Source organism: uncultured Chloroflexus sp., from assembly GCF_937951745.1.
In the GTDB taxonomy this organism is placed as follows: Bacteria; Chloroflexota; Chloroflexia; order Chloroflexales; family Chloroflexaceae; genus Chloroflexus.
In genome coordinates this window covers 1-23,785 of the sequence record NZ_CALFBQ010000025.1, presented here as the reverse complement: position 1 = coordinate 23,785, position 23,785 = coordinate 1, and the positions used below count along the sequence as shown (strand labels likewise).

At 59.4% G+C, this 23,785-nt stretch carries 21 protein-coding genes and 1 pseudogene; 16 read left to right on the top strand and 6 right to left on the bottom strand.

The features are described from left to right. Positions 1 to 296 precede the first annotated feature (296 nt). The 7 genes from Q1A59_RS06970 (at position 297) to Q1A59_RS06940 (ending at position 6,121) form a co-directional block, all read left to right on the top strand. Positions 297 to 1,034 (top strand): DUF5995 family protein, encoded by a 738-nt coding sequence (locus Q1A59_RS06970; RefSeq protein ID WP_298407552.1) that lies wholly within the window; start codon positions 297 to 299, stop codon positions 1,032 to 1,034. Positions 1,035 to 1,111: 77 nt separating this feature from the next. Continuing rightward, on the top strand, positions 1,112 to 1,672 hold the full coding sequence (locus Q1A59_RS06965; RefSeq protein WP_298407550.1) for a VTT domain-containing protein: 561 nt from the start codon (positions 1,112 to 1,114) through the stop codon (positions 1,670 to 1,672). Between the two features lie 119 nt (positions 1,673 to 1,791). Then, positions 1,792 to 2,769 carry a class II fructose-bisphosphatase gene (gene glpX, locus Q1A59_RS06960; protein ID WP_298407548.1) on the top strand — a complete coding sequence of 326 codons (978 nt, stop codon included), beginning with the start codon at positions 1,792 to 1,794 and terminating at the stop codon, positions 2,767 to 2,769. After that, positions 2,759 to 4,234 (top strand): O-antigen ligase, encoded by a 1,476-nt coding sequence (locus Q1A59_RS06955; protein ID WP_298407545.1) that lies wholly within the window; start codon positions 2,759 to 2,761, stop codon positions 4,232 to 4,234. The genes glpX and Q1A59_RS06955 overlap by 11 nt, the downstream gene beginning before the upstream one ends. 30 nt (positions 4,235 to 4,264) lie before the next feature. Next, positions 4,265 to 4,747, top strand: coding sequence for an SsrA-binding protein SmpB (gene smpB / locus Q1A59_RS06950; protein WP_298407555.1), 483 nt, complete (start codon positions 4,265 to 4,267; stop codon positions 4,745 to 4,747). 70 nt (positions 4,748 to 4,817) lie between these two features. Continuing rightward, the gene (locus tag Q1A59_RS06945) at positions 4,818 to 5,411 is read left to right on the top strand and encodes a bifunctional 2-polyprenyl-6-hydroxyphenol methylase/3-demethylubiquinol 3-O-methyltransferase UbiG (protein ID WP_299644558.1); all 594 of its coding nucleotides are present in this window, start codon (positions 4,818 to 4,820) and stop codon (positions 5,409 to 5,411) included. 230 nt (positions 5,412 to 5,641) lie between these two features. Then, complete coding sequence (locus tag Q1A59_RS06940) at positions 5,642 to 6,121, top strand: PaaI family thioesterase (protein ID WP_299644555.1); 480 nt, start codon at positions 5,642 to 5,644, stop codon at positions 6,119 to 6,121. A gap of 500 nt (positions 6,122 to 6,621) precedes the next feature. Here Q1A59_RS06940 and Q1A59_RS06935 read toward each other — a convergent pair whose 3' ends face one another. From Q1A59_RS06935 to Q1A59_RS06925, 3 genes are all read right to left on the bottom strand, one after another. Continuing rightward, complete coding sequence (locus Q1A59_RS06935; protein WP_299644552.1) at positions 6,622 to 6,768, bottom strand: hypothetical protein; 147 nt, start codon at positions 6,766 to 6,768, stop codon at positions 6,622 to 6,624. A 231-nt stretch (positions 6,769 to 6,999) separates the two neighbouring features. Beyond that, entirely contained in the window at positions 7,000 to 7,782 is a 783-nt protein-coding gene (locus Q1A59_RS06930) for an alpha/beta hydrolase (RefSeq protein WP_298407535.1), read from the bottom strand. Positions 7,783 to 7,822: 40 nt separating this feature from the next. Next, positions 7,823 to 9,880 carry a serine carboxypeptidase gene (locus tag Q1A59_RS06925; protein ID WP_299644549.1) on the bottom strand — a complete coding sequence of 686 codons (2,058 nt, stop codon included), beginning with the start codon at positions 9,878 to 9,880 and terminating at the stop codon, positions 7,823 to 7,825. Between the two features lie 227 nt (positions 9,881 to 10,107). On the opposite strand from Q1A59_RS06925, the gene Q1A59_RS06920 reads away from it, so the two are divergent. From Q1A59_RS06920 to cofC, 4 genes and pseudogenes are all read left to right on the top strand, one after another. Continuing rightward, on the top strand, positions 10,108 to 10,854 hold the full coding sequence (locus tag Q1A59_RS06920; RefSeq protein WP_299644546.1) for an SURF1 family protein: 747 nt from the start codon (positions 10,108 to 10,110) through the stop codon (positions 10,852 to 10,854). A 98-nt stretch (positions 10,855 to 10,952) separates the two neighbouring features. Next, a complete protein-coding gene (locus Q1A59_RS06915) occupies positions 10,953 to 11,792 on the top strand; it encodes a tetratricopeptide repeat protein (RefSeq protein WP_298407526.1) in 840 nt (279 codons plus the stop codon). 51 nt (positions 11,793 to 11,843) lie between these two features. Beyond that, positions 11,844 to 12,770, top strand: a complete 927-nt coding sequence (cofD, locus tag Q1A59_RS06910) for a 2-phospho-L-lactate transferase (RefSeq protein WP_366949937.1) — start codon at positions 11,844 to 11,846, stop codon at positions 12,768 to 12,770. Positions 12,771 to 12,854: 84 nt separating this feature from the next. Further along, positions 12,855 to 13,439, top strand: a pseudogene (gene cofC / locus Q1A59_RS06905) (2-phospho-L-lactate guanylyltransferase); the annotation flags it as partial. A 40-nt stretch (positions 13,440 to 13,479) separates the two neighbouring features. On the opposite strand, the gene rarD reads toward cofC, so the two are convergent. Next, on the bottom strand, positions 13,480 to 14,388 hold the full coding sequence (gene rarD, locus Q1A59_RS06900; protein ID WP_298407520.1) for an EamA family transporter RarD: 909 nt from the start codon (positions 14,386 to 14,388) through the stop codon (positions 13,480 to 13,482). 343 nt (positions 14,389 to 14,731) lie between these two features. Between rarD and Q1A59_RS06895 the strand changes: the two genes are divergently transcribed. The 3 genes from Q1A59_RS06895 (at position 14,732) to Q1A59_RS06885 (ending at position 19,124) form a co-directional block, all read left to right on the top strand. Continuing rightward, entirely contained in the window at positions 14,732 to 17,026 is a 2,295-nt protein-coding gene (locus Q1A59_RS06895) for a putative Ig domain-containing protein (RefSeq protein WP_299644542.1), read from the top strand. Between the two features lie 143 nt (positions 17,027 to 17,169). Further along, on the top strand, positions 17,170 to 17,985 hold the full coding sequence (locus Q1A59_RS06890; RefSeq protein ID WP_298407515.1) for a hypothetical protein: 816 nt from the start codon (positions 17,170 to 17,172) through the stop codon (positions 17,983 to 17,985). A gap of 908 nt (positions 17,986 to 18,893) precedes the next feature. Next, positions 18,894 to 19,124: a hypothetical protein gene (locus tag Q1A59_RS06885; RefSeq protein ID WP_298407512.1), complete on the top strand. Its 231-nt coding sequence runs from the start codon at positions 18,894 to 18,896 to the stop codon at positions 19,122 to 19,124. A gap of 112 nt (positions 19,125 to 19,236) precedes the next feature. Here the strand turns inward: Q1A59_RS06885 and priA are convergent, their stop codons facing one another. Continuing rightward, a complete protein-coding gene (priA, locus tag Q1A59_RS06880; protein ID WP_299644538.1) occupies positions 19,237 to 21,765 on the bottom strand; it encodes a primosomal protein N' in 2,529 nt (842 codons plus the stop codon). Positions 21,766 to 21,946: 181 nt separating this feature from the next. Here priA and Q1A59_RS06875 point away from each other — a divergent pair, with 181 nt between their 5' ends. Then, complete coding sequence (locus tag Q1A59_RS06875) at positions 21,947 to 22,231, top strand: 50S ribosomal protein L25 (RefSeq protein ID WP_298407505.1); 285 nt, start codon at positions 21,947 to 21,949, stop codon at positions 22,229 to 22,231. A gap of 25 nt (positions 22,232 to 22,256) precedes the next feature. On the opposite strand, the gene Q1A59_RS06870 is transcribed toward Q1A59_RS06875, so the two are convergent. Continuing rightward, positions 22,257 to 23,405 (bottom strand): glycosyltransferase family 2 protein, encoded by a 1,149-nt coding sequence (locus Q1A59_RS06870; RefSeq protein ID WP_298407502.1) that lies wholly within the window; start codon positions 23,403 to 23,405, stop codon positions 22,257 to 22,259. Between the two features lie 134 nt (positions 23,406 to 23,539). Between Q1A59_RS06870 and Q1A59_RS06865 the strand changes: the two genes are divergently transcribed. Next, positions 23,540 to 23,785, top strand: a 246-nt coding sequence (locus Q1A59_RS06865) for a hypothetical protein (RefSeq protein ID WP_298407499.1), incomplete at its 3' end; no start/stop codon positions are given.

The following is a 23,785-nucleotide window of genomic DNA, read 5'->3' as shown; positions in this document are numbered from 1 at the left end:
GCGGAGCAGGCAAGATGCGCTGCGCCGGATGACGACGGGCCATTTGGTGCGGAGCGTGCCACGTGGGCCGTCCTCCGTGTCAACCGCGATGCGATTGACGATGGGGAGTATAGCAACTCTTGCCCGATTTGTCAAGCGGCTATGCACAACCGGGATGAAACGCTTTCTCAGGCGGTATTTCTCGTTATGCGGCGCGCGATGAAGTCGTCACAAATCGGCGAATTTGCGTGGTACACTGTGAGCAAGTCACAGTTTCGCTGTTACCTATGACCTTAATATGCCAGAAAGGAGATTTTATGCCCGCCTTAACCGAACGTATGCTGGCGCTGGTTGATCAGTGGAATGCAGCCGGCGACCGCCGGGCTATCTTTCTGGCCTGTTACCAGCGGATGACTGAGCATATGCTATCTGCGGTAGAACGCGATGAATTCCACGACTCAGCTTGGGTGTACCGGCTCATCGGCGACTTCGCCGATTATTATTTTGTCGCCCTCGCAGCGTGGGAACAAGCCACCGGCGGACCGCAGGTCTGGCAGCATACGTTCACTTGCGCTGCGCGGCGCGACACAGCCATTGTGCAACATCTGCTCTTGGGAGTGAATGCTCATATCAACTACGATCTGGTCTTGGTATTGGATGACTTGCTGCGCCCGGAATGGTCACACCTTTCGGAACATGAACGCCAGCAACGGCGAGCGGACTACGATGCGGTCAATCGGGTAATTGCGCTCACGATCGATCGGGTGCAAGATGAGGTAATTGCGCCATACACACGCGCTATGAACATCCTTGACCATGCCTTCGGCCCACTCGATGAGTGGTGTACAGCGCACTTAATCCGCAACTGGCGCAACGACGTGTGGCAACAATCGGTGCAGATGATCGCGACAAATGACGGGGCTGCACGCGCCGCCGCGCGCCAGCACGTTGACCGCATCGCTACGCAACGCGCTCGCTTGATCAGTGGCGATGCGCTCGGCGCGCGGGTGTTTGGGTATCCGTTACGCTGGCTGAACCGGCTACGGTTACTCTGAATAAGGCCTCGCCAGCACAGCGAGTGCTAGAGCGATACGAACATCTAACGTGCTTAGAAGCTATCTCAAGAGGGAGTATGTCTGTCGAAACACAGCCGCCACTTTGGCGGGTATGGTTATGGCCTGCCGTCGTCGGTATTGCGATTGCGGTTGCAAATGTGCTCGTCTTTATCTTGTTACCTCCTGATCTGGTTGAACGGTTAGGCGCCCTCGGCTACTTGGGCGCTTTTCTTTCGGCTGGAATCGCTAACGCTTCGATTGTGGTGCCAGTGCCGTATTATCCGCTCTTGATCCGGCTCGGACAAGCGTTCAACCCGTATGGCATCGCCATCGCCGCCGCTGCCGGTTCGGCGCTCGGCGAGCTGGTCGCCTTTTATGCCGGGCGGAGTGGGCGTAAGGCGATGGAGCGCACCGCGTTCTACGAGTGGGTGCATCGCCAGATGCAACACCGCTGGCGCGCGCCGGTCGTGTTGTTCGTGCTCTCGGCGCCGCCCAACCCGTTTTTCGACATCGCCGGCATTATTGCCGGCGCCGTTGGCGTACCGGTCTGGGTGTTTGCCACGACCGTCTTTCTGGCCCGGATCGTGCGGATGGGTTTAGTAGTGCTGCTGGGGTATACCCTCTTTGGCGGTTGGTGAACCTGACCGCTTAGCACATACGAACCGCTCTGCACCTGTGCTACAATTCAAGGTAACGTAGGGCGCGAGGCTGGCGCGCCACTTGAACCGGATTGCCAGCAAGAAAGCGGAGGTTCGCGATGGAGCGCAACCTTGGAATGGATTTGGTGCGGGCCACTGAAGCGGCTGCGCTGCGTTCGGGGCGTTGGATGGGGCGCGGCGATAAGAACCGCGCTGATCAGGCCGCAGTTGATGCAATGCGGATGGCGCTGAACAGTGTGCCAATGAACGGTATCGTGGTGATCGGTGAGGGAGAGAAGGACGAAGCGCCGATGCTCTACATCGGCGAACGGGTTGGCAATGGCGAGGGTGAAGAGATTGATGTCGCAGTTGATCCGGTTGAGGGTACCACGCTGCTCGCCGAAGGCATGCCCGGCGCGATCGCGATCGTTGCCGTTGCCGAGCGGCACTCGTTCTACAATTGGCGCGGCATCCCGTATATGGATAAGCTGGCCGTCGGTGAACGGGCCAAGGGCGTGATCGATATCAATGCGCCTGTAGCCTACAATATTCGCGCGGTTGCGCGCACGCTCAATAAGCAAGTAGAAGACGTAACTGTAGTAGTGCTCGATCGCCCGCGCCACAAGGATCTCATTCGCCAAATTCGCGAAATCGGCGCGCGCATTAAGCTCATTGCCCACGGTGACGTCAGCGCCGGGATTATGACCAACATCGAGAACCCACCTGCTGATATTTTGATGGGTATCGGCGGCGCACCGGAAGCAGTGTTGACGGCGGCGGCGCTGAAGTGTATGGGCGGCGAGATCCAGTGTAAAATCTGGCCGCGTAACGATGAAGAACGTGCGCGCGCCGTTGAACTTGGCCTTGATCCTAAACAGGTATTGACGACGCGCGATCTGGTGCGCGGCGAGAATGTAGTGGTGGCGGCCACCGGCATTACCTCTGGCGAGTTTCTCCGCGGCGTGGAGTATTTCGGTGGTGGTGCCCGCACCCATAGCGTGGTGATGCGCTCACGTTCGGGAACGGTACGTTACATCGATGCGACTCACCGCTGGGATAAGCTGATGCGCATCTCTGATATGCCGTATGTCCATTAAACTTTCCGCGCAACCCGCGACGGTGCGCGACCGGTTGGTGCAGTCGCCGCTCCTGATTGCATTGTTGGCGTTGGCTACTGGCAGCCTGATCGGCGGCGTGACGGCGTTGGGGCCGCTTTACACTGCCGCCGGCTTGCTGGCTTTGGCCATCGCCACTGCGTTGTTGGTGAGCGTCAAGGCCGGGCTGATTGCGGCCTTGGCTGTGGCGACGATTATTCCGTTCGGTACCTTGCCGTTTAAGGCGATTATTACGCCTAATTTCCTGACGCTCGTGCTGGTGGCGCTCAACGGGGTTTGGTTTTTGCGCGCACTCGCTCGTTCTGATGCGTATGATGTCCGCTTCGGTTCGCTGGGCTTGCCGCTCATCGGGTTTCTGGGCTTGACCCTCTTTTCGCTGGTGCTCGGCGCGCGCGGGTTGCCCGACCCGCAAACCCTCCACAATTACGCCAAGTTTGTGTTGGGGGTGTTCTGCTACCTGACCATGATTAATTGTGTGCGCGACCGCGATACCGCCCGGCTGATCGTGCGCGCCTTGATCGTGGTTGGTGGTTTGTCGGCGCTGATCGGGCTTCTTTTGTGGGCCTTGCCCGATTCGATCGCTTTACAACTGCTAGTGGCACTGGGCCGGATCGGGTACCCGACCAGCGGGCGGGTGTTGCGGTATGTGGAAGATGACCCCAACGGCCTCGAACGGGCTATCGGCTTGGGGGTTGACCCAAACAGTTTCGGCGGGATGCTGGCCCTCGTCGCGGTGCTGACCTTGACCCAACTCGCTGCGCCGCGCCCGCTCTTGCCGCGCTGGCTGTTGGCAACTTTAGGCGGGTTGCAAGTACTGGCGCTGTTGCTGACCTTCTCGCGAGCGGCGCTGTTCGGCCTAATCATCGCTGCGGCCTTTTTGGCCACTGTGCGCTATCGCCGACTGTGGCGATACATGATTGTCGCCGGTATCCTCGGCGCAGTGCTGTTGCTGGGATTGGGTTACGCCGATGAATTTATCAATCGCGTGCTCTCCGGCGTCCAGTTCCGCGATCAGGCCCAACAGATGCGCCTCGATGAGTACGCTAACGCAATCGCGATTATTCAACGATATCCGGCATTTGGCATCGGCTTTGGTCAAGCGCCCGATCTCGACCTCTCGGCGGGGGTAAGCAGCATCTATCTCGCAATCGGCCAACGTATGGGCTTGATCGGGCTAGCCGTCTTTTTGGGCCTGATCGGATTTTGGTTTACCCGCAGCCTGCGTATCTTGCCGCAACTTGATGATGAGGCGGCGAGTTGGCTGCTCGGCTGCCAAGGCGCGATCGTTGCTGCGCTCGCCGTTGGTTTGGCTGATCACTATTTCTTTAACATTGAGTTTAGCCATATGGCAACGCTGTTTTGGTGTACGATCGGGTTAGGCAGTGCCATTGAGTGGTTGATTAACGAACCGCTGTCGAAAGGTCAACCCGATGCACTGCCCCGATGACGGCGATAGAGACGCACTTGAAATCAAATTATCATGGCAAGTAAAAATAACCATCCCGGTGTAGTTGCTGACAACCGTAAAGCTCGCCACGATTACGACATCGAAGAGACGATCGAAGCGGGCATTGTTCTCTCTGGCAGCGAGATTAAATCGGTGCGCGCCGGACGGGTGAATTTGCGCGGCAGCTTTGCCCGCGTTGTCAACGATGAGGTCTTTCTGTACGATGCCCATATCGCGCCATACGAGCAGTCGGGCAAATACTTCAACCACGACCCGCTGCGACCGCGGAAGCTTTTGCTGCACCGCCGCGAAATCAACCGGCTGAATGGATTAGTGCGGATGAAGGGGATGACCCTAGTGCCGCTGAAGATCTATTTCAAAGGGCGGCGAGCCAAGGTCGAGCTTGGGGTTGCCCGCGGCAAGAAGATTTATGACAAGCGCGAGGATATTGCCCGCCGCGATGCCGCGCGCGATATTGACCGCGCCCTCAAGCGCTCGCGGCAAGAGCGGTAAATGCAAATGACCACAAAAAGATACAAAAGTATAGATCAAACTACCGCACTTACGCTTACGAGGGCAGCTTATGACCGACCGTTTCCAGCGCATTCGCGATCGCTACCTATCTGGCGAAATTCCATGGGATCACCCCGAACCGCCGCCCGAAATCATCGCGCTCAGTCGTGAATTGCCGCCGGGCCGCGCTATTGACCTCGGCTGCGGCCTTGGTCGGGCCTGTATCTGGTTAGCCCGCACTGGCTGGCAGGTTGACGGGATCGATTTCATTCCTGAAGCGATTGCTATGGCCGCCGAGCGGGTGGCTGCCGCTAGGGTTACTGACCGGGTGCGCTTGTTTGTCGCCGATGTCACCAAGCTAGATTTTCTCACTGGGCCATACGATTTGGCGATCGATGTCGGCTGTGGTCACGGCTTTGCCGAGCCAGAGCTGAATGCGTATCTCGATGAAGTTCACCGGTTGCTGCGACCGGATGGGTTGTTTGTATTGTTTGCCCATCTGCGCAATAGTGATCAGACAGAGACGCTCAAAACCAGCATCGAGCAATCAACTCTGATGCAAGCCTTGCGCCAGCGGTTCACAGTTGAGCAGTTCGTTCCCGGCGAGACAGTGGTGATGGGCAATCGCGGCCCCTCGGCGTGGATCTACCTGCGCCGGATGTAAACACAAAGCGGTGGAAAAGCGAGCTAGTCCGGTTGTTTTTGCGAGCCGAGCGGAATGAGGCGAAGCAATCCCCTGCGAGAGCGCAACTAACCCGCTCAGCTAGCCGTTCCGCCAGAGCAGGAGAGTGCTGCGAGGGCACACCCCCCACGCACCGACAAGAGCAGACTGTTGATCCACAACGGCATAGCATTACTGGGTCTTGGTATCGCACTGTCTATCTGGAGTAGCCAATGAAACCCATTCAAGACACCTATCTCGATGAGTTGAGCCACTGCTACGGTTGCGGACGTCTCAACCCCGATGGGTTGCAGATCAAGAGCGTCTGGAATGGAAATGAAGCCATCGCTCGCTTTACCCCGCGCCCCTACCACACTGCCGTTCCCGGTTATGTGTACGGCGGGTTGCTCGCTTCACTAATCGACTGCCACGGCACGGGCACTGCTTCGGCAGCCGCTTATGCCGCGGCTGGTCGCGAACCGGGCACAGCCCCGTATTTGCGCTACCTCACCGCCTCGTTGCGGGTGAATTTCTTGAAGCCGACTCCGCTCGGCCCTGAATTGATAATCCACGGACGGGTGAAAGAGATGGCCGGACGGAAAGTGGTGGTCGAGGCGTGGATCGAAGTGCATGGCGAGACGACAGTGCAAGGCGAAGTGGTAGCAATACAGGCGCCCGATCACATGATCGAAGCATTGCTCAATCGGGCGTAGTATAGTGTCGCGGGGGGAAGGTTTGTACTTGGTAGATGCCCTCACCCCCTGCCCCTGCTCCCACCTCTTGGCAGGAGCGGGGGAACGTTTTTTACCGCAGAGGGTGCAGCGAGCACAGAGGGGAGATCCCGTGTCTTCGCGACAGGCACCGGTTGAACGGAAGACAGCAGCATCCTGCTCCCGTGCCAGTGGGAGCGGGACTAGGAGTGAGGCACAACGCAAAGGCGGGCAGATCGCAGAGGACGCAAAGGGTTTGATAGGATCCCCGCTCCCGTGACGGCCCCTGCGGTAAACGACTTGCCCTCATCCTTCCAGCACGCTTCTCCCCCATGTGGGCGAAGAGGAGCTGATGTATCCCGATGACAAGATGTTTGCACTTAACAGATGCTTTCCCGCGCCTGAAGCACTCTTGCCCACCAAAGGGTGCTAGCGCCGCTACCCTACCCAGCGCGCCCAAAAGGTTGGTACTGGATAAATGCTTTTTCCACACCGCAGCGCCCCTACACGCTTGCCCTGCTGTAACGGCTGTGGAAGAACAACCGCGCTATCACGAAGAGGCTAAGCGCAACCCCAACCGCTAACGCCAACGTCGGGCTAGTTAGCCGGTCAGTGAGCACCTCGGCAGGCACTGTGACGGCAAACGCCACCGACACTAGTCAACAAGGCGCGCAGCCACAGTAGGTAGATGCTGACCGGCCAGCGTCATTTCTTTCAGGTGACAGACACGGAGCGAGGCAACGGCCCGCGCTCCACGAGCTAGATGGGAACGCGGGCGCCCCGCCCCCATCTACCGGCGAGCACATGTGCGGGTCGCTGGCCGCACCCCGCTTTGGCGCGATATACATCCTCACCTCTGCGTTCTCTGCGGTAAATACTCTCTATACCCTCACCGTAAGGCTTAGCTCAACTGCGAACCGGGCGATCGCAGCTCCGGCCAGCGGCCATGCCGGATCGAGCATGATGTCGTGTGGCGCAGCGGGGATGACAAACACCTCGGCGCCGTAGGCAGCGGCAAGGGCTTGCTGGGCAGCGAGATCAAAGATCGCATCGTCGCCAGCGGCGATAACCAGCACCGGCGTCCGGCAAGCGGATGGACGGGGGCGAATCAGCATGCTGCTCATCATCACCAGTGGCGGTTCGCTGACTAGTTGCTGGCGATAGCGTTCGAGGTCGGCGGCTGCGATGTCGGACCGGAAGAGGGCGGCACGCACCGCCGCCGGCTCACGGCGCAACAGGGCGCGAATATCAACCATCGGTGCGCCTTCGCGCCAGCGGCGCAGAAAGTAGGCCGGGCTTGACACCGGCGAACTACAGAGCAGCACCACTCCGGCCAAAACCGGCGGCGGCCCGCAACGTCCGGTCATTAACAACTGGGCCACATAGCCGCCGGCGCTATGGCCGACCAGCACTGGCGGCTGCGGTAAGGTAGCAATGGCATCACGCACATCATGCACATAATCGCAGATAGTGGTCAACGGGCTAGCCGGCGGACTAGCGCCGTGGCCGCGCAGGCTGATTGCATGCGCTGCAAGGCCGCGCGCCGCTAGATCGGGCAAGGCCCGTTCGGCCCAACACCATGCCGCGTGCCATGCGCCATGCACCAACAACACCGGCGGGGCCGGGCGGGGTTGTTGCGGTTGCGTTGAGATCCATTCGAGCATTGCGCTTCTCATAGGTGGCAGGGTCAATATATCCTACTCCCTACTCACCACCTCCTACTCCCACTCGTTCCGGGGGCAGACCCAACTGGCGGCGGCGCTCTTCGGCCAAGCGGCGCTTCTCGGCAATCATCTCATCGGTAACATAGACGCCAAACGATCGTAAGCGAGCCAACTCAAGGCCATGCTTCTTCCACAGCCGGTAGACCTCTTTCACCCGTTCGATCTCGATATTGCGCCCCAGCGTATAATCCTCAAATTTGCCTTCCATCGCCAGCAGCGCCGTCTCGGCGAGGCAGGCATAAGCGGTGCCGGGCGGCATATCAATATCGAAGCCAAAATCTGGCTCGCCGGGCAGCACAATCTCGCCGCTCTCGATCACCAGCACATCAGGTCGGCGACGCGCGTCCTCCTCTTTCACATCGGGCGGGCGGGCGACGTCGCACACGACGGCGCCGGGTTTGAGCTTATCGATATTGATCACCTTGCCGGTCAGCGCGCTAGTCGTCGTGATGATCAGATCAGCATCGCCAATATAGGCATCGGCATACGTCGCCACCACCACCCGCGCGCCGGGAGTCTCGGCTTCGATCTGCTTCTTAAGCGCCAACAAGCGTTCAGCGCGAGGGGCAACCAGCACCACATCATGCACCGCCTGCGCCAACAAGCGCGCACAAACCGCGCCGATCGAGCCGGTCGCGCCGATCACCACGGCACGTATATGCTCAGGCCGGCCACCCTTCATCAGCAACACCGCCTGCTTAGCCGCTTCGAGGGTGGCGGCCACCGTCAGCGAATTGCCCGACGTGATACCGATATTGACCTTCTGGGCTACCGTGATCCCCGCATCACCGACCACCGAAGTAAACGCACCCAACCCCATAATCTGCGCCCCCATCCGCTCGGCCATACGGGCAGCTTTAATCAAGCGGCGATAGGTAAAGCTGGGCGGGCGGCGCATCATCTCACGGGGGGTCGCGCCAAGGGTGAGGAGAATTCCCTCCACCTCTTCACCAGTTGCCTTCGAGCGGATGCCACGAATACGCGAGAGATAGAGCGGTGGAAACTCAGCGGCAACCAATTCCACCAGCCGCTTGGGCAGATAGCGCGTCCAGCGAAACAGATGATGATTAGCAATCAGCTCAGTGCGCAGCGGATGGATCACAAAGGCGAAGCGTGGTTTAGGCCGCGGATTAAGGTCTTGCACCGTCGGCCCCCAGCCGGCAGCCGCGATAAAATCGATCACCTCGGCATCGCCGGGTTGGCGCGCACTTTCGGTAATTGCGGTAATCACCGCCTCGATTGCATCAGCAGCGATAAATGGGCGATTCTCGCTGAGGGGCGGCGTCATGGTGACCAGTGTTGTCACCCCGCGCTGGCGCAGGTCTTCGATCTCAGCCGGCGATGGATCATCAGTGATGATCGCCTTGCGGGTCAGATCGTGCGGGGCAAAGCGGCGGATAAAGGCAAAATCGCCGGCAATGACATCAGCCCAGCGGAACAAATCGGCAGCCCGGCCATCAAAACCCTCTTGACCGAGCGCCACCGGATGGAGGAAGCGGTAGGGCAAGAGAGCCAACACGGGCAGAGTAGTGGCGGCGTATAATTCGAGCTGTTCAAGCGAGCGTGGCGGAGGCAAGAAGGGGATACCGGCATGAATCACCGGATCGGCAAAGCGCAATTCCGGCTCGTACTGGCTAATGGCAGCGGCGAGTTGGTAACGCTCGACGCCGCTGGTGATTAACACCCGCTTATAGCGCAGCAGCGATGGAATCTGACGAGCCGCTTGCGCAACCGCCCACCGCTCGAGCGTCGCTTTGACCACCCCACCATCAACCACCGGCGTGCGGCGGGCTTGGGCAGCGATATGGATCGCTTCTTGATGCGGGTAACGAGCGCGGCCAATCCGAAAGACCGGCGTCAACCCGCCTAGCCCGATCGCGTCAACCTTGCCGTCAAATTCGCGTACCAACGCCATCGCCTGCGCAACATCGCCGTTGGTGCCAATCCGACGCACTTCCACATGCTGTCCGAGCACCGTGACCGTGATCTGATAATCGCGTTGCGCCGACCCAAGACTGATGCTGACAACTCGCTTCATTGCGGCCTCCTCCTCGCGCTCATAGCGCAAGTATACCACGGACAACGAATGGGGTATGGAGTGCGGCAGGGTAATTGCCGCACTCTACATAGACAGGGCTTGCCGACCCCAGCAAGGAATAATTGGTAATGCTGCCGCTAGCAGTGGTATGATGACGTTGGAATGTTACGTTTCGCCACCTTTCCTCATCATAATAGACGGTGGCATAGTAGCGAGCTAGGCAGCGTATGACAACGACAACCGTACCCGCCACCCATCACCTGCTGCGCGGATGGTGGATTGCGAAGCATCTGTTTGCGTTGGTGATCGTAGCGACATTGATTATTCTGGGGTTTTGGCAACTTGACCGGCTCGAACAGCGGCGGGCAGCGAATGAGGCCCGCTTGGCGGCGTTGGCCCAACCGACGCTTCCGCTCACACCTGAGACCGATCCGGCGACGGTGATCGGGCGGCGGGTGGTGGTACGCGGAGTGTTTCGCAACGAAGAAAGTGTCGTTTTGCGCGGGAGGCGTTCGGATAACGGGGTAGATGGCGTTCACTTACTGACGCCATTGCAGATCGAGGGCAGCGAGCATGCTGTGCTGGTTGATCGCGGTTGGTTGCCATCGGCGCAGGGAGCGGCGACTGCCTACGCAGTGACGCGACCGGTGACGATTGAAGGAATTGCCCGCGCGCCGCAACTACGGCCTGACAGCCCATTGGCCGGACGCGATCTGCCGTTGCCGGGGGAGACGCGGATCAATGCGTGGTTGCGGGTTGATGTGCCGGCCATTCAACAGCAGGTTGGCGCGCCGCTGTTACCGCTATTTATCGAGCAGTTGCCCGACGGTAGCACGAGCTTGCCGCGCCCGCCTGACCCGTACCGGCTCGATGAAGGCCCGCACCTGAGCTATGCGCTGCAATGGTTCACCTTCGCCGGCATCGTCGGCATCGGCTATCTCTTGCTCTTGCGGCAAGAAGTGCAGCGCAAGTAAATATTGACATTCTTCTTACATTTTACCGACATCGTTTCAACACCTTTCTGGTACACTACACAGCAGCAATAACCGATCGGTGCAAGGAGAGAACAAGCATGGCTACTGGAGTGAGCGCAACGACTGCCCAAAGCGCAGTACTTGAAGTTACTGAGGCTACTTTTGAGCGCGAGGTGTTGCAGCGCTCGCAGACGACGCCGGTCGTGATCGACTTTTGGGCGCCGTGGTGCGGGCCGTGCCGCGTGCTGGGGCCGACGCTCGAGCGGCTGGCGCGCGAAGCTGGCGGCACGTGGGTGCTGGCAAAGATTAATGTTGATGAAAACCCGCGCCTTGCCCAGATGTTCCGCGTACAGGGCATTCCAGCGGTCAAGGCGGTCTACCAAGGCAAGATTGTTGATGAGTTTACCGGTGCACTGCCGGAGAGTCAGGTGCGGGCATGGCTAAAGCGGGTGGTGCCTGACCGCAACGCCGACCTGCTGGCGATGGCGCAAGCGCTGGAGGCAACCAATCCAGCGGAGGCGATTGCGCGCTACCGCTTGATTCTGGGCCAAGACCCCAAGAACGAGACGGCGCTGTTCAATTTGGGCCGGTTGCTGGCGCTGCGCGGTGATCCGGAAGGAATTGTGACCCTTAAGCAAGTTCCGGCAAGCAGTTCGTTCGGCAGCCGTGCGATTGCCGGGTTAGCGATTGCCGATTTGGTGAATGCACCCACTGAACCGGCGGAAGGCAGCGAGGGGTTGTACCGGCAAGCAGCGGCGGCGGTGCGCGCTGGCGATTACGCGACGGCCATTGAGCAGCTCTTAACCATCGTCGGGCGCGATCGCGCGCTGCGCGATGACGGCGCACGCAAAGCGTTGCTGGCGTTGTTTGCTCTGCTCGGCGACGAGCATCCACTGGTGGGGCCGGCCCGTCGCCGGTTGGCTAATCTGCTCTTCTGATCTGCGGCGCAGAGACAGCGTGCCTGTCTCTGCGTCTTTATGTCTACCTTTATGATTGTCGTGCTAGCCGGCGGCGTGGGAGCCGCCCGATTTTTAGAAGGCTTGGCCGCCGTGGTCGATCCAGCACGCATTGCCGCCATCATCAATACCGGCGACGACATAGTGCTGCACGGGTTGCATATCTCGCCCGATCTCGACATTGTCACCTGCACGCTGGCCGGAGTGATCGATACCACGCAGGGATGGGGCATTGCCGGCGACACCGACGAATGCATGCAGTGGCTTGGCCGGCTGGGTGCGCCCACGTGGTTCAAGCTCGGCGACCGTGATCTAGCCTTGCACATCTACCGTACTGCCCGCCTGCGCGACGGCGCAACCCTGTCGCAGGTTGCCGACGAAATCCGGCGGGCCTTAGGAGTGGCAATCACTCTTGTGCCGATGAGCGATGAGCCGGCGCCGACCCACGTGCTGACCGATCACGGCGAACTGCACTTTGAAGAGTATTTTGTGCGCGAACGCTGCCAACCGGCGGTGCGCGGGGTGCGCCTGCATGCCGCCGGGCCGGTGCAGCCGGCGCCGCGCCTGTTGCCGCTGCTCGCCAGCGCCGAAGCAATCATCATCGCGCCGAGTAACCCGGTGGTGAGCGTCGGGCCGATCCTTGCCGTTCCCGGTGTGCGGGAAGCGATCGCCAATACCAGCGCGCCGGTTGTCGCCATCAGCCCGATCGTGGGTGGTGCGGCAATCAAAGGGCCTGCCGTGCCGCTTATGCGGGCCGTGGGCATGGAACCGACCGCGTTGGGAGTCGCTGCGGCATATGCCGACCTGATCGATGGGATTGTCATTGATACCGTGGATGCGGCACTGGCACCGGCCATCGCACGGCTTGGCATTCGCCCGCTGTTGACTAATTCGATCATGCGCGGCATGCCAGAAAAGATGGCGCTGGCGCAGGCAGCGCTGGAACTAGCGTTTGCTTAATCCGCAAGCGATTGTGGTGGGGGTAAGAGTACACAGCTTCGCTGTGTGTCTACGACCCCCGCGCAATAACAGAAAGCAGTGTCCGTGATCGGCATTGCCATCCCTATCAAACGGCTCCAGTTCGCCAAATCACGACTAGCCGGCGTTCTCGCGCCGGCAGCGCGGCAATGGCTGGTACTCAGATTGGCCCGGCACGTCATCAACGCTGCCCAGCAGGCAACCGGGAGCTTTACCAAGCCGGTGCGAATCTGGCTGGTCAGTGCCGATCCAGACATCGCGGCACTAGCGCAGGCCGATGGTGTCGAATGGCTGCCCGACCGTTGCGAAGAATTGAACGCAGCCTTAACCGAGGCGCGCCATCAGATCCAGAGTGCCGGCGCACAAGCGATGATTGTGCTGGCCGGCGATCTGCCCTTGGTGACGGCAGAGGATGTAAGGGCGCTCCACAATGCGCTGAGTGAAGCCGATCTTGCGCTGGCGCCCGATCAGCAGCAGCAAGGCACTAATGCTTTGGCATTACGATTGCCCTCGCCACTGCCCTTCCTCTTCGGTATCAATAGCGCTGAACGGCACCTAACAGCGGCAGAACGGCTAGGGTTGCGCGCGCGCCTGATCACGACGCCAACCCTCGCCTTCGATCTCGACGACAGCGAACGGCTCCGGCAATACTGTGCCGCCGAATGCCCTGCCGAAGCAACCCCGCTTGCGCTCAATCCGCCGCCGGCTGGGCCAACGTCGCCCGATACCGGCGCGTCGCCAGCAGGCTATCGGTAGTATAAATGGCAAGCGCCGTCCAAATCGCGCCAAAGCCGATCAATTGCGCGGTCGAAAACGGCTCGCCGTAGACCAACACCCCTAGCAAGAGTTGCAATGTCGGGGCAAGATATTGCAGAATGCCGATGGTGGTCAGCGGAATGCGCTGGGTAGCCGCGCCGAAGAAGAGCAGCGGTGCAGCGGTGACAACGCCGGTGCTGAGCAGCAACAGCCATAACCCGGCATCGTGATGCATACCGCCATTGTTACCGGCCAACCAGCCTAGCCAAAGCACCGCCGGCACAAACATCCAGAGTGTCTCGACGGTAAGCGCCTCAAACGAGCCGAGCGGAGTCTGTTTGCGCAAGAGACCATAAAACCCAAACGACAGCGCCAAAGCCAAAGCGATCCATGGCAACGCACCGGCGCTATAGGTCAACCACGCAACACCGGCAGCGGCAATTGCAATCGCCAGCCACTGCGCCGGACGCAACCGCTCGCGTAAGACGAGCACGCCGAGCGCGATACTGACCAGCGGATTGATAAAATAACCGAGACTAGCCTCAACCACCCGGTTCATCTGCACCGCCCAGACATAGATACCCCAATTAGCGGCTAACAAGGTCGCGCTCGCCAGATAGGTCCAGCGCAACCGGCGCTGGCGGCGCATCACCTGCACCCATTCCCACTGCTGGCGCACCGCCAGCACGGCAAGCAAAAAGAGGAGTGACCAAATCATGCGGTGGGCAAGAATTTCGGTCGCGGTTGCGCCATTCAGAGCCTTCCAATAGACCGGCAACAACCCCCAAAGAGTGTAGGCGGCGACTGCCGCGCCAATGCCTTGTAAGACGGTTTTGTTGATCATAAGAACCTTTTACTACAGATTATCATACGACGACACCTCACAATTACTTTCGCCGCACACTCCTTTCATAACAAAATATTCAACAAACAGATGAATCTTTTTTAAACCTCAAGCTCAATCGCAGCATCAGTCTTGCGACTGACCCGATTATGCAGAGGAGGCCCTATTTTCACCCAAAAAGCGTGGGTAGCTACTACATTTCATCGCAACACATTTTGTTAAAACTTTGTTCATGTTGGGAAACATGCTCAGCAAATCTGTCGTTTCGGTAATACTTCGGTTTGCGCTTCGGTTATGATTCGGTACAGTTGAAACACTACATTGCAGCATTTGGAGAGGTGCCATGTTCCGCCCAATGCAGCGAGCAACGTTCTCACTGTTGACTCTTACCCTAGTTATCATTTGGTCGCTCGTCATCAACCCTGTCTTCGCCGCCACCAGCACATGGATCGGTGGCAACGGCAACTGGAACGATCCTGCCAACTGGAGCGGCGGGATCGTACCGCAGAGCCGGAATGACATAGCAGTGTTTCCTCATACGTCGCATCCGCGCGCTATTAATCTAAACAGTGACACCATTGAGATCGGCGAAGTGCGATTCGATAGCGAAATGACCTATTCATTGTATAGCTCTGGCAGCGGCAGCCTGTATTTTCCGCCGGCCGGCGCCGGCACTATTCGCGTGCTGAGGGGTTATCATACCATTGCTGCGCCTATCGACCTACAAAAGACTATCTCATTTGATATAGCTGCCGATAGCAGTCTCACAATCGCGAGCCCCAACAACTTGCTTCGCGGCAGCGGCGGCATTACCAAAACTGGCGAGGGTGATCTCTACCTCCTCACGCCCAACGAACACAAGGGCAAAACCACGATCAATGGTGGCGCACTGATTTTCACCAACGATCAAGCTTTTGGTACCTCGAAACTTGAACTCATCAGCGGGCAATTAATCGGCACCGGCGGCAACCGAGTGATCGATAATCAGATAACGAACCTCAACAACAACTTCACCTTTGACAGCAATGAACACCGGCTCAGCTTCAGCACCCCGCTCACCTTACCCGGCAACCGGGTAATTGCCGTTGAAGGCGATGTTACGTTCAACAAAGTGATTGATCGAGCCGGGAGCCGTGACCTGCGCAAAGAGGGGAGTGGCACCCTGACGATCAACCTATCTGGAACAGATAACATCGGTTCATTCGTGCGCAACCAGAGCAGCGGCCAGCTCAACCTCTACGGCGCCGGCACAATTGGCGCAATTGTCTACAACCCAACTTCCGGCGGCGGCGAGATTGGGATCGGCGACCAGCGCGATCTTACGACAGGAAACATCATCCGTGGCCGCGGCACGCTCAGCGTCAACGGAAACGGTGATGGGGTTCGCCTGCATAGCGCAAATATTCGCCTGAGCTTCGAGATCGGTCCCGGCGGCGATAACCTTGTGCTGGATAATACAGCAAACAACCGAACGAAGAACGCCAACATTGAACTCGTGGGAGCCGGCAATCCCAATGGAGCTGAATTGGCGCTCGCCTTAGTTCCCGGTTATACGCCTGCTCCGGGCGATTCATGGGCGATCATTCAACACAACAGCACTGGGAATATTCTCGGCACCTTCCGCGACTTGCCCAACGGGGCAGTCATTGACGTAGCAGGCTATCCCTTCCAAATTGTCTACCAACCAAAACAGGTGGATCTGATCGCATTGCCGCCGGTTGTTCTGACCATCCAAAGCGGCAACAACCAGAGCACCTTGCTCAACACCGACTTTGCCCAGCCCTTGCGTGTTCGGGTTAGCGATGAAAACGGTGATCCTCTGCCGGGCATCTATGTGAGCTTCACTGCGCCCAGCAGCGGGGCTAGCGTAACCTTCCCCACCGGCAATGGTGCCGTGAGTGATGCAAATGGGATGGTCGAGATTCCGGTGCGGGCTAATAGTGTGGCTGGCACATACACAGTCACGGCAAACGTGGGCAGTTCGAGCGCTCCGTTTACCCTGACAAACATCGCTTCAAGCCCAACGGCGACCGCCACCGCGACGGCGACGGTTGAACCAACTACCACCGCGACGCCGACCACGGCACCAACCGCCACCGCGACGGTTGAACCAACTGCCACCGCAACCACGGCACCAACCGCCACCGCGGCCCCGACCGCGACCGCGGCCCCAACCGCGACCGCGACGGTTGAACCAACTGCCACCGCGACCGCGACGCCGACCGCCACCGCGACGCCGACCGCCACCGCGACCGCGGTACCAACCGCCACCGCGACGCCGACCGCCACCGCGACCGCGACGCCGACTGCCTCGGCCACCCCGGTGCCGACACCGGGCCAAGCGCCACAATTGGAGCTTAGCTTACCGACATCACTTGCAGTCGGCGGTAACATACACCATCAACTGAGCGCCACCGGTGGCAGCGGCAGCTATACCTACCAAGTGAGCGGCCAACTCCCGCCGGGGATCACGCTGAGCGCTGATGGTCGGCTCGAAGGGCAAGCAACGCAGGTCGGCACGTACAGCTTTACCATCACCGTGACCGACAGCAATGGCCAAACCGCCAGCTTCGACTACGAGATCATCGTTGAGCCAGCGCGCATCTTCGTGCCGATCATTCTGAAAATAGCGCCGTAACGCCCTTACTTCTGATGACCCCTGCCGAACCGTGGCAGGGGTCATTTTGCTGTTGCCGTGATAGTGTGCCCTCTTTACAAAATAGAACATTTGTACTATAATTGGACGCATGATCCGGTACGGCAACCAAGAGGAGCAAACAAATGATTGGGCGCAATCGAGTTCAAGCCATCACTGAAGCCATTACTCTCCAATACGCCAACGGCAAGAACCTAGCCCGGCCAGTTGGCGGCAAACGGTTCAGCCCCTACATTGGCTTCCACATTGAAGCCGGACGCGATGACGAACTCGATGCGCGCCTCCGCGCGGCCCGGATCGAGCAAATCGAAATCAAGCACCAGCGGCAAGGCGGAGCTGAGATTGTGCGTCATTGGGCACTTGGCGAGACGATCCGTTTCTACGTTGTCACCAGCGGCCCAGTGGCGCAAACCGTCGCCGGTAGTCTTGGCCGCAACGCCACCGCCACCGCCGCTGCCGGCATCGGCCTGCGTTGGGGCAGTAGCGATCGCAGCCGCATGGCCGTGCGCGGCTATCTTGATCTCCTCGTGCGGATGGATCTTCTCCGGCTGGCGCAACTGTCGGTTCGATCGCGAATGACCGATGTCTTACTAGCAGCCTTGCTCGATCACGGGCGCGTGTGCGAGGCTGCCGATGCGCTCATTAACCGCACCCGCCACCCTGAGCTCGTCACCTTTCACGAGCTCGTATTGCCGCTGGGGCCGGGGGAAGAAGAGGAATGGGGCAAAGGCGAAACCACAACCGTCGTGCCATTCAAAAGTCTCCATCCAGCGCAGATCGATCGCGATTACATCGAGCGCATCTGGCGACCTGACGCTGTGCATCAAGCGGCGTTGCGTGACTGGCCCGGCATTCAAGCGTGGGCCAGTGAGTATGCCCTTCAGGCCGATGAACGCAGTACTAAGGAACGCAGCGACATGATTGAGCCAGTTGGCAGTTAACGGACTCGCCGCGCTGAAGCAACAGCCGGCCTAGCGGAATCTGGATTTACGGTAGTACCGCGATGGCCAATATTCCTTCCTGTTCGCAAATGGAATATCTTGGAATGCAATAGGTGTTTGCCTTGGTCTGATGCTCTTGTAACCTTCATCCCGCTTGTTTCCCTGCGCACTTTGTGGAGCTTCAAAGGCGAACGGAACATTCGATTGACGAAGCCCGCGACGCGGGCTGATCGCCCTCACCCCCGCACCCACTCCTGCCTGATGGCGGGAGAGGGGGAGCCACTTTGTCTGCGCGAACGGCACTGGTTGCACGGAACACAGGAGCACTCTGCTCCCGTGCTCGTGGGCAAGGGTCAGGGAGAGGGCACCACCCTCCCCTATAAGCATCACTTCCTGCCTTGCGAGAGCGGGGAAAGGGCGCCACAAGTGAGTACATTTGGCACGGTAACAGCTGTTTTGATGCGAGTGTTCCGTCCGCTACCTTGCCCCGGATCAGGATCGCGCAGCCCATGTTGCACAAATACACTGGCAACCTCCGTTTGCACGCTCGCTTGTTGGCTCGTTGTTCCTCCACAAGCCTTGTTCCCGCTCACGCATAGGTAAGAGCTTTACCGTTCTCCACAAGCCTGCTAGTAATAGTGAATCGCACAGCAAAGCCCCACAGACAAAGGATCGCGCTTCCTAGACTATCATTCGCGCGAGCGGCGGAGATTTCGTCGGGTACGGCGCACCCGCGCAATGGCAACAGGTTCATAGTGCTAAGAGTTTGGCTGCTTGTGGTGATTTGTACGTTTTGCACAAATAAAAACCATTGCAATTGTACAAAATATCCAGTATGATAAAAGCGCAACCGGCAATGAAGCCGTCGCGACGAAGATAGTCTTGATAGATTCAAAAGGAGTATGACAATGCGCAACGGGAACTTTGAGCAGTACACGGTCGAAGAGGTGTTGCAGACATTTGGCGCTGAGGCGCGGACATTTCTGCGCGAGCACCGGATTGATCGCAGCAATCTGCGCTTTGCCGATGCCTGCGCAGCCGCTAGCGTCACCCCGGACGAGTTCTTCGCTCAGCTCGATGCCGGCATGCGCCGCCGCGCAGCGCGGGCTGCGAAGCAGAACGTCGCGGAGTACGCTTAATCTGATTACGTCTCTTGACCCCAACAGACCGGCGCTGCTGCGCGCCGGTCTTTTATTTCGCTAAACACGCCTACGCTGAAGTTTGATGACGAGCCACTCGGGCACGCTGCTTTCACAACACTTGCACCGGATCGATGTCGATGATCCAACCGGGCAGCGGGCCGAGCGCGTCGAGGGCGGCGTGAATTGCTCGGGTAGTGCTATCGGCAGGCACGCGCAACAACACGTGCCATCGCCAACGGCCGCGTTGGCGGCGAAAGAAGGCTGGGGCCGGGCCGATCAAGCGCCAACCGGCCAGATCGCGCTCGCCAATGTAACGTTGGAGATCGGTGGCAAGGCGTTCGGCTTGCTTGCGGCATGTTGTTTCACTAGAACTGCTGATCACAAACCGGATCAGCCGGCCAAAGGGCGGGTAGGCCAAGGCGCGGCGAAAGGCGATCTCTTCACGATAAAACGCCTGATAGTCATGTTCACGCGCCGCTTGCAGCGCATAATGGTCAGGCTGGTAGGTCTGGATAATCACCTGCGCTCTCTCGCTGCGCCGTCCAGCGCGCCCGGCCACTTGCGTCAAGAGCTGAAAGGTGCGTTCACCGCTGCGAAAATCGGGCAGGTGCAGACCAGTATCAGCAAGGATCACTCCGACCAGCGCCACAAGGGGCAGATCAAGCCCTTTGGCAATCATCTGGGTACCGACCAGCACGTCAATCTGGCGAGCCAACATTGCCTCCAACAGCTTGCCATGCGCATCTTTACCGGTAGCGCTATCGCGATCCCAACGCGCAACGCGCGCGTGCGGAAAGAGTTCGCGTACTGCTTCGGCCACTCGCTGCGTGCCAGCGCCTAAGACCCGGATCCGACGGCTGAGGCACTGGGGGCAGATCACCGGCGCGATGGCCCGCTGACCGCACGAATGGCACATCAGAATATTTGCCGGCACGCCAGCTTCACCAGATTCCTGATCGTAATGCACCGTCAGCGGCGCAGTACAGCGCGCGCAGTGTGCGACATAACCGCAATCACGGCAAAACACAAACGAGGCAGCGCCACGCCGGTTGAGGAAGAGCAACGCCTGTTGACCACGTGCGAGCGTCTGAGCCAATGCCTGTTGCAACACTGTTGAGAAGATTGAGTTGTTGCCCTGTTGCAGCTCGCGCCGCATATCTACGATCCGAACGGGCGGCAACGGCAACGGACGGGTATGCACCAAACCATCTACGCCGATCTGGCCGCCAATCCGTTCAGGCAACTGCAACAGATGCAGACGCCCGGCGCGAGCCGCGTAAAAACTCTCGACGCTCGGCGTTGCGCTGCCGAGCACGACTGTAATGCCGCCTAATTCGGCTAATTGCAACGCTGCGTCGCGAGCATGGTAGCGCGGGGCCGAATCGCTCTTGTAGCTCGGCTCGTGCTCCTCATCAACAATCACCAATCCCAATTCAGGCAAGGGCGCAAACAGCGCCGAGCGCGCGCCGATCGCCAAACGCGCCTCGCCACGGCGCAACCGCCGCCACGCATCGTAGCGTTCACCGTCACTCAGACCGCTGTGCAACACTGCCAATTGGCTACCGAAACGAGCGGCAAACCGGCGCACCAACTGAGCCGTGAGCGCAATTTCAGGCGCTAAGACCAGCGCCTGCCGGCCTAGACGCAATGCGCGCGCAATCAAGCGCAAGTAGATTTCAGTCTTGCCGCTGCCGGTAATGCCGTGCAGCAAAAATCTTCCGCCATCGCCGGTCTCAAGCGTCGTCACAATGGTCTCGTAAGCCTCACGTTGGGCTGCAGTCAATGGCGGCGGAGTATCAGGCGGCGGCGTAAGCGATACCAGTGGATCACGGTAGACCTCGCGCTCAAACAGCGCGATGAAGCCGCGCCGTTCCAACGCACGCACCCCGGCCAAATCAAGGCCGGTAGCCCGTCGCAATGCTGCCAACGGTTGCGCCTCACCCTGTTCGGCCAACCAGCGTAGCGCCGCGGCCTGCCGAGGAGCGCGACGAAGCTCGCCAAGCGCGTTTTCCCAATCAAGGACGGCCACTTGCGCCACCTGCTCGCGCCGTGGGCGCACTCGCGGCGGATCGATGCGCGTCCCGCGCGTAATCAGGCCACGTTCGGCCAACGCCCGATACGCCGCACGCAAATCGGCATCACTCCCACGCAACGCCGCGCGCAGATCAAGCTCGCTCTGCTCGCCATGCCGCCGGAGGTAGAACAGGATGGCCCGCTCCCGTTCCGGCAACCCGCCCAACTCGTAGCGCAGGCCATCGGAAGTGGCCCGCCACGTGGAGACAGCCTGCTGTACCGTACCCGGCGGCAAGCACAGATCGAGCACAGCCGCAAGAGAGGTGTAATAGGTTTGCGCGACCCAATGCGCCAAAGCAATTGTCAATGGCGGAATCGATAGCTCCGGATCGACCAGATCGATCAGATCGCGCAACCCATTGGCCGGACGTTGCTGTAAGTCAACGATTACCCCTTGCACCTGTTGTTGGCGTAACGGCACCCACACCAGATGCCCAACGGCGATCAGATCGCGGAGATGAAGAGGCACACGGTAAGAAAATACACCGTCGTGCCGGCGTACCGACGACGGCGCATGAACAACCACATCGGCGACTAAAGCGATCGAATCAGTAGTCTCGGTCAAAGAGTCACCTCGCCATATTGGCAATCCTATGGCATAACCTGCATCGAAAGCACGCTCCACCCTCACTCGTTGACAGCGCAGCCTCCACTTTATGATATACTATCCCTTCGGATCGCTAGAGGGTCTCGGGCTGGCAATGGGCCAGCTTCTCCCCTCTGTAAACACCAAAGAGAGGCATCTTATGGCTAACGCCACCTTGGCAGCTCAGCGCCGCCACATCTTCGGCAAAAAGGTCAAGACCCTGCGCCGCGAAGGCATCTTACCAGCCAACTTTTACGGCAAGGGAGTAGAAACGACCGCGATTCAGATTAACGAGCGCGACTTCGAGCACATCTTCCGCACCGTACCGAAGGGTGAATCATTCACGCTCGACATCGAGGGGGCGACATACCCGGTAGTGATTTATGTCGTGCAACGCCACCCGCTGACGCGCAAGTTCCTCCATGTCGATTTCAAGCTGGCGTAAACTAGCAACACCGCCGGTACGCGGCTCACCCCGCATACCGGCGACCCTTCCACGTCACCCCGCGTCCCAATTGCACGCGCACAATGCCATAACCGGCAATAAATAGATACATCAGCAAGCCAACCGGCCACAGCAGTGCATAGAGTGGGCTGAGCCGGTAAAATTTGCGGTACAGCGTCCCCCAGAACAGCAAGCCAACCAGCCATACCAGCAGACCAGCGCCAGCAGCGACATAGCCGGCTACGCCGCCGCTCAACAAACCGCCAGCCATAAGCACAAGCGGCCCATAGGCTTGCGCCAACAACAAAGCCATCCCGGTCAACGAACGCCAGCCGCCGCTGCGCGAACCGGCAGCAGCGTTCTTCATCAAGCCTTCCGCCACTTCAGCGGCATTGGTATACATCCGCACAGCGAGATACTCCATCCCAATCGCACCACGCACTGTAAAACCAGCCGCGCGCAAGGTCTGGCCGAGCCGCACATCTTCGAGCACCTCGCTGCGCACGGCGTTATGGCCACCGATCGCATCATAAGCGGCGCGGCGGACAAAAATGCACTGGCCATTCGCGAGCACCTCATCGGGGCGCACATCGGGTTGGGACAGCCGCTCGAAGGGAAAAATCGATACAATCAGAGCAATGAACGGCGGCAATACCAAGCGTTCAGCCCATGACCCTAATTCGAGAAAAGGAAAGATCGTCACCATATCGCCACGAGTGGCCTGCGCATGGCAGAGCAAGGCTGCCGCCAGATCAGGGGCCGGCGCGGTATCAGCATCGAGAAAGAGCAACCACGCGCCGATCGCGGCATCGCTCGCTTGCTGGCAAGCGTTACACTTACCGACCCATCCCGGCGGCAAGGGCCGGCCCGGCACCACCCGCAGCCGCGCATCGGTTGCGGCCAACTCAGCTAAAATCGCCGGCGTACGATCGGTCGAACCATCATCAACCACAATCACCTCAAAGTGCGGATAACGCTGGGCCAGCGCCCCGCTCACGCAACGGCGAATCGCCCGCTCTTCGTTCCGCGCCGGGATAAGGATCGAGATAAAGGGCGGATCGGACGGCAAACAAGGCGACGACAAGCGCGGGATCCGGCGCATCCGCCGCCAATTCGCGCCAAAACTCGCGATCAGGGCGAGCGCACACACTCCCCACAAAAGCGCAAACCACATAAGAACCTCGCTAATGGCGGCAACCTCAGATAGTATATCAGTTTCATTGCGTATTGCCGTAGGGCAATGCAGCCATACGGTCTGGTAGGAAGCTGGGCACGTATACGCTAGCGGCGACAACAAGGATACGTGTCTTGGATCACACGGCAATTGGACGACCGCACACCCCTATCAATGCAGAAATTCGTCGCTATCACCCACGGCAGCACCAGACCACCGACACCGCTTTACCGCATCAGGATACGACAAAACGGCGTGGAGCAATCGCGCTTGACAAAATCGGCGGCATTCGCTATACTACTCAGCGTTGCGAGGGCAACGGTCTCACCGAAACGGTAGACCGCACAAGTGAAGGGCGCTCGGTCGCCGCTAGGGTCACA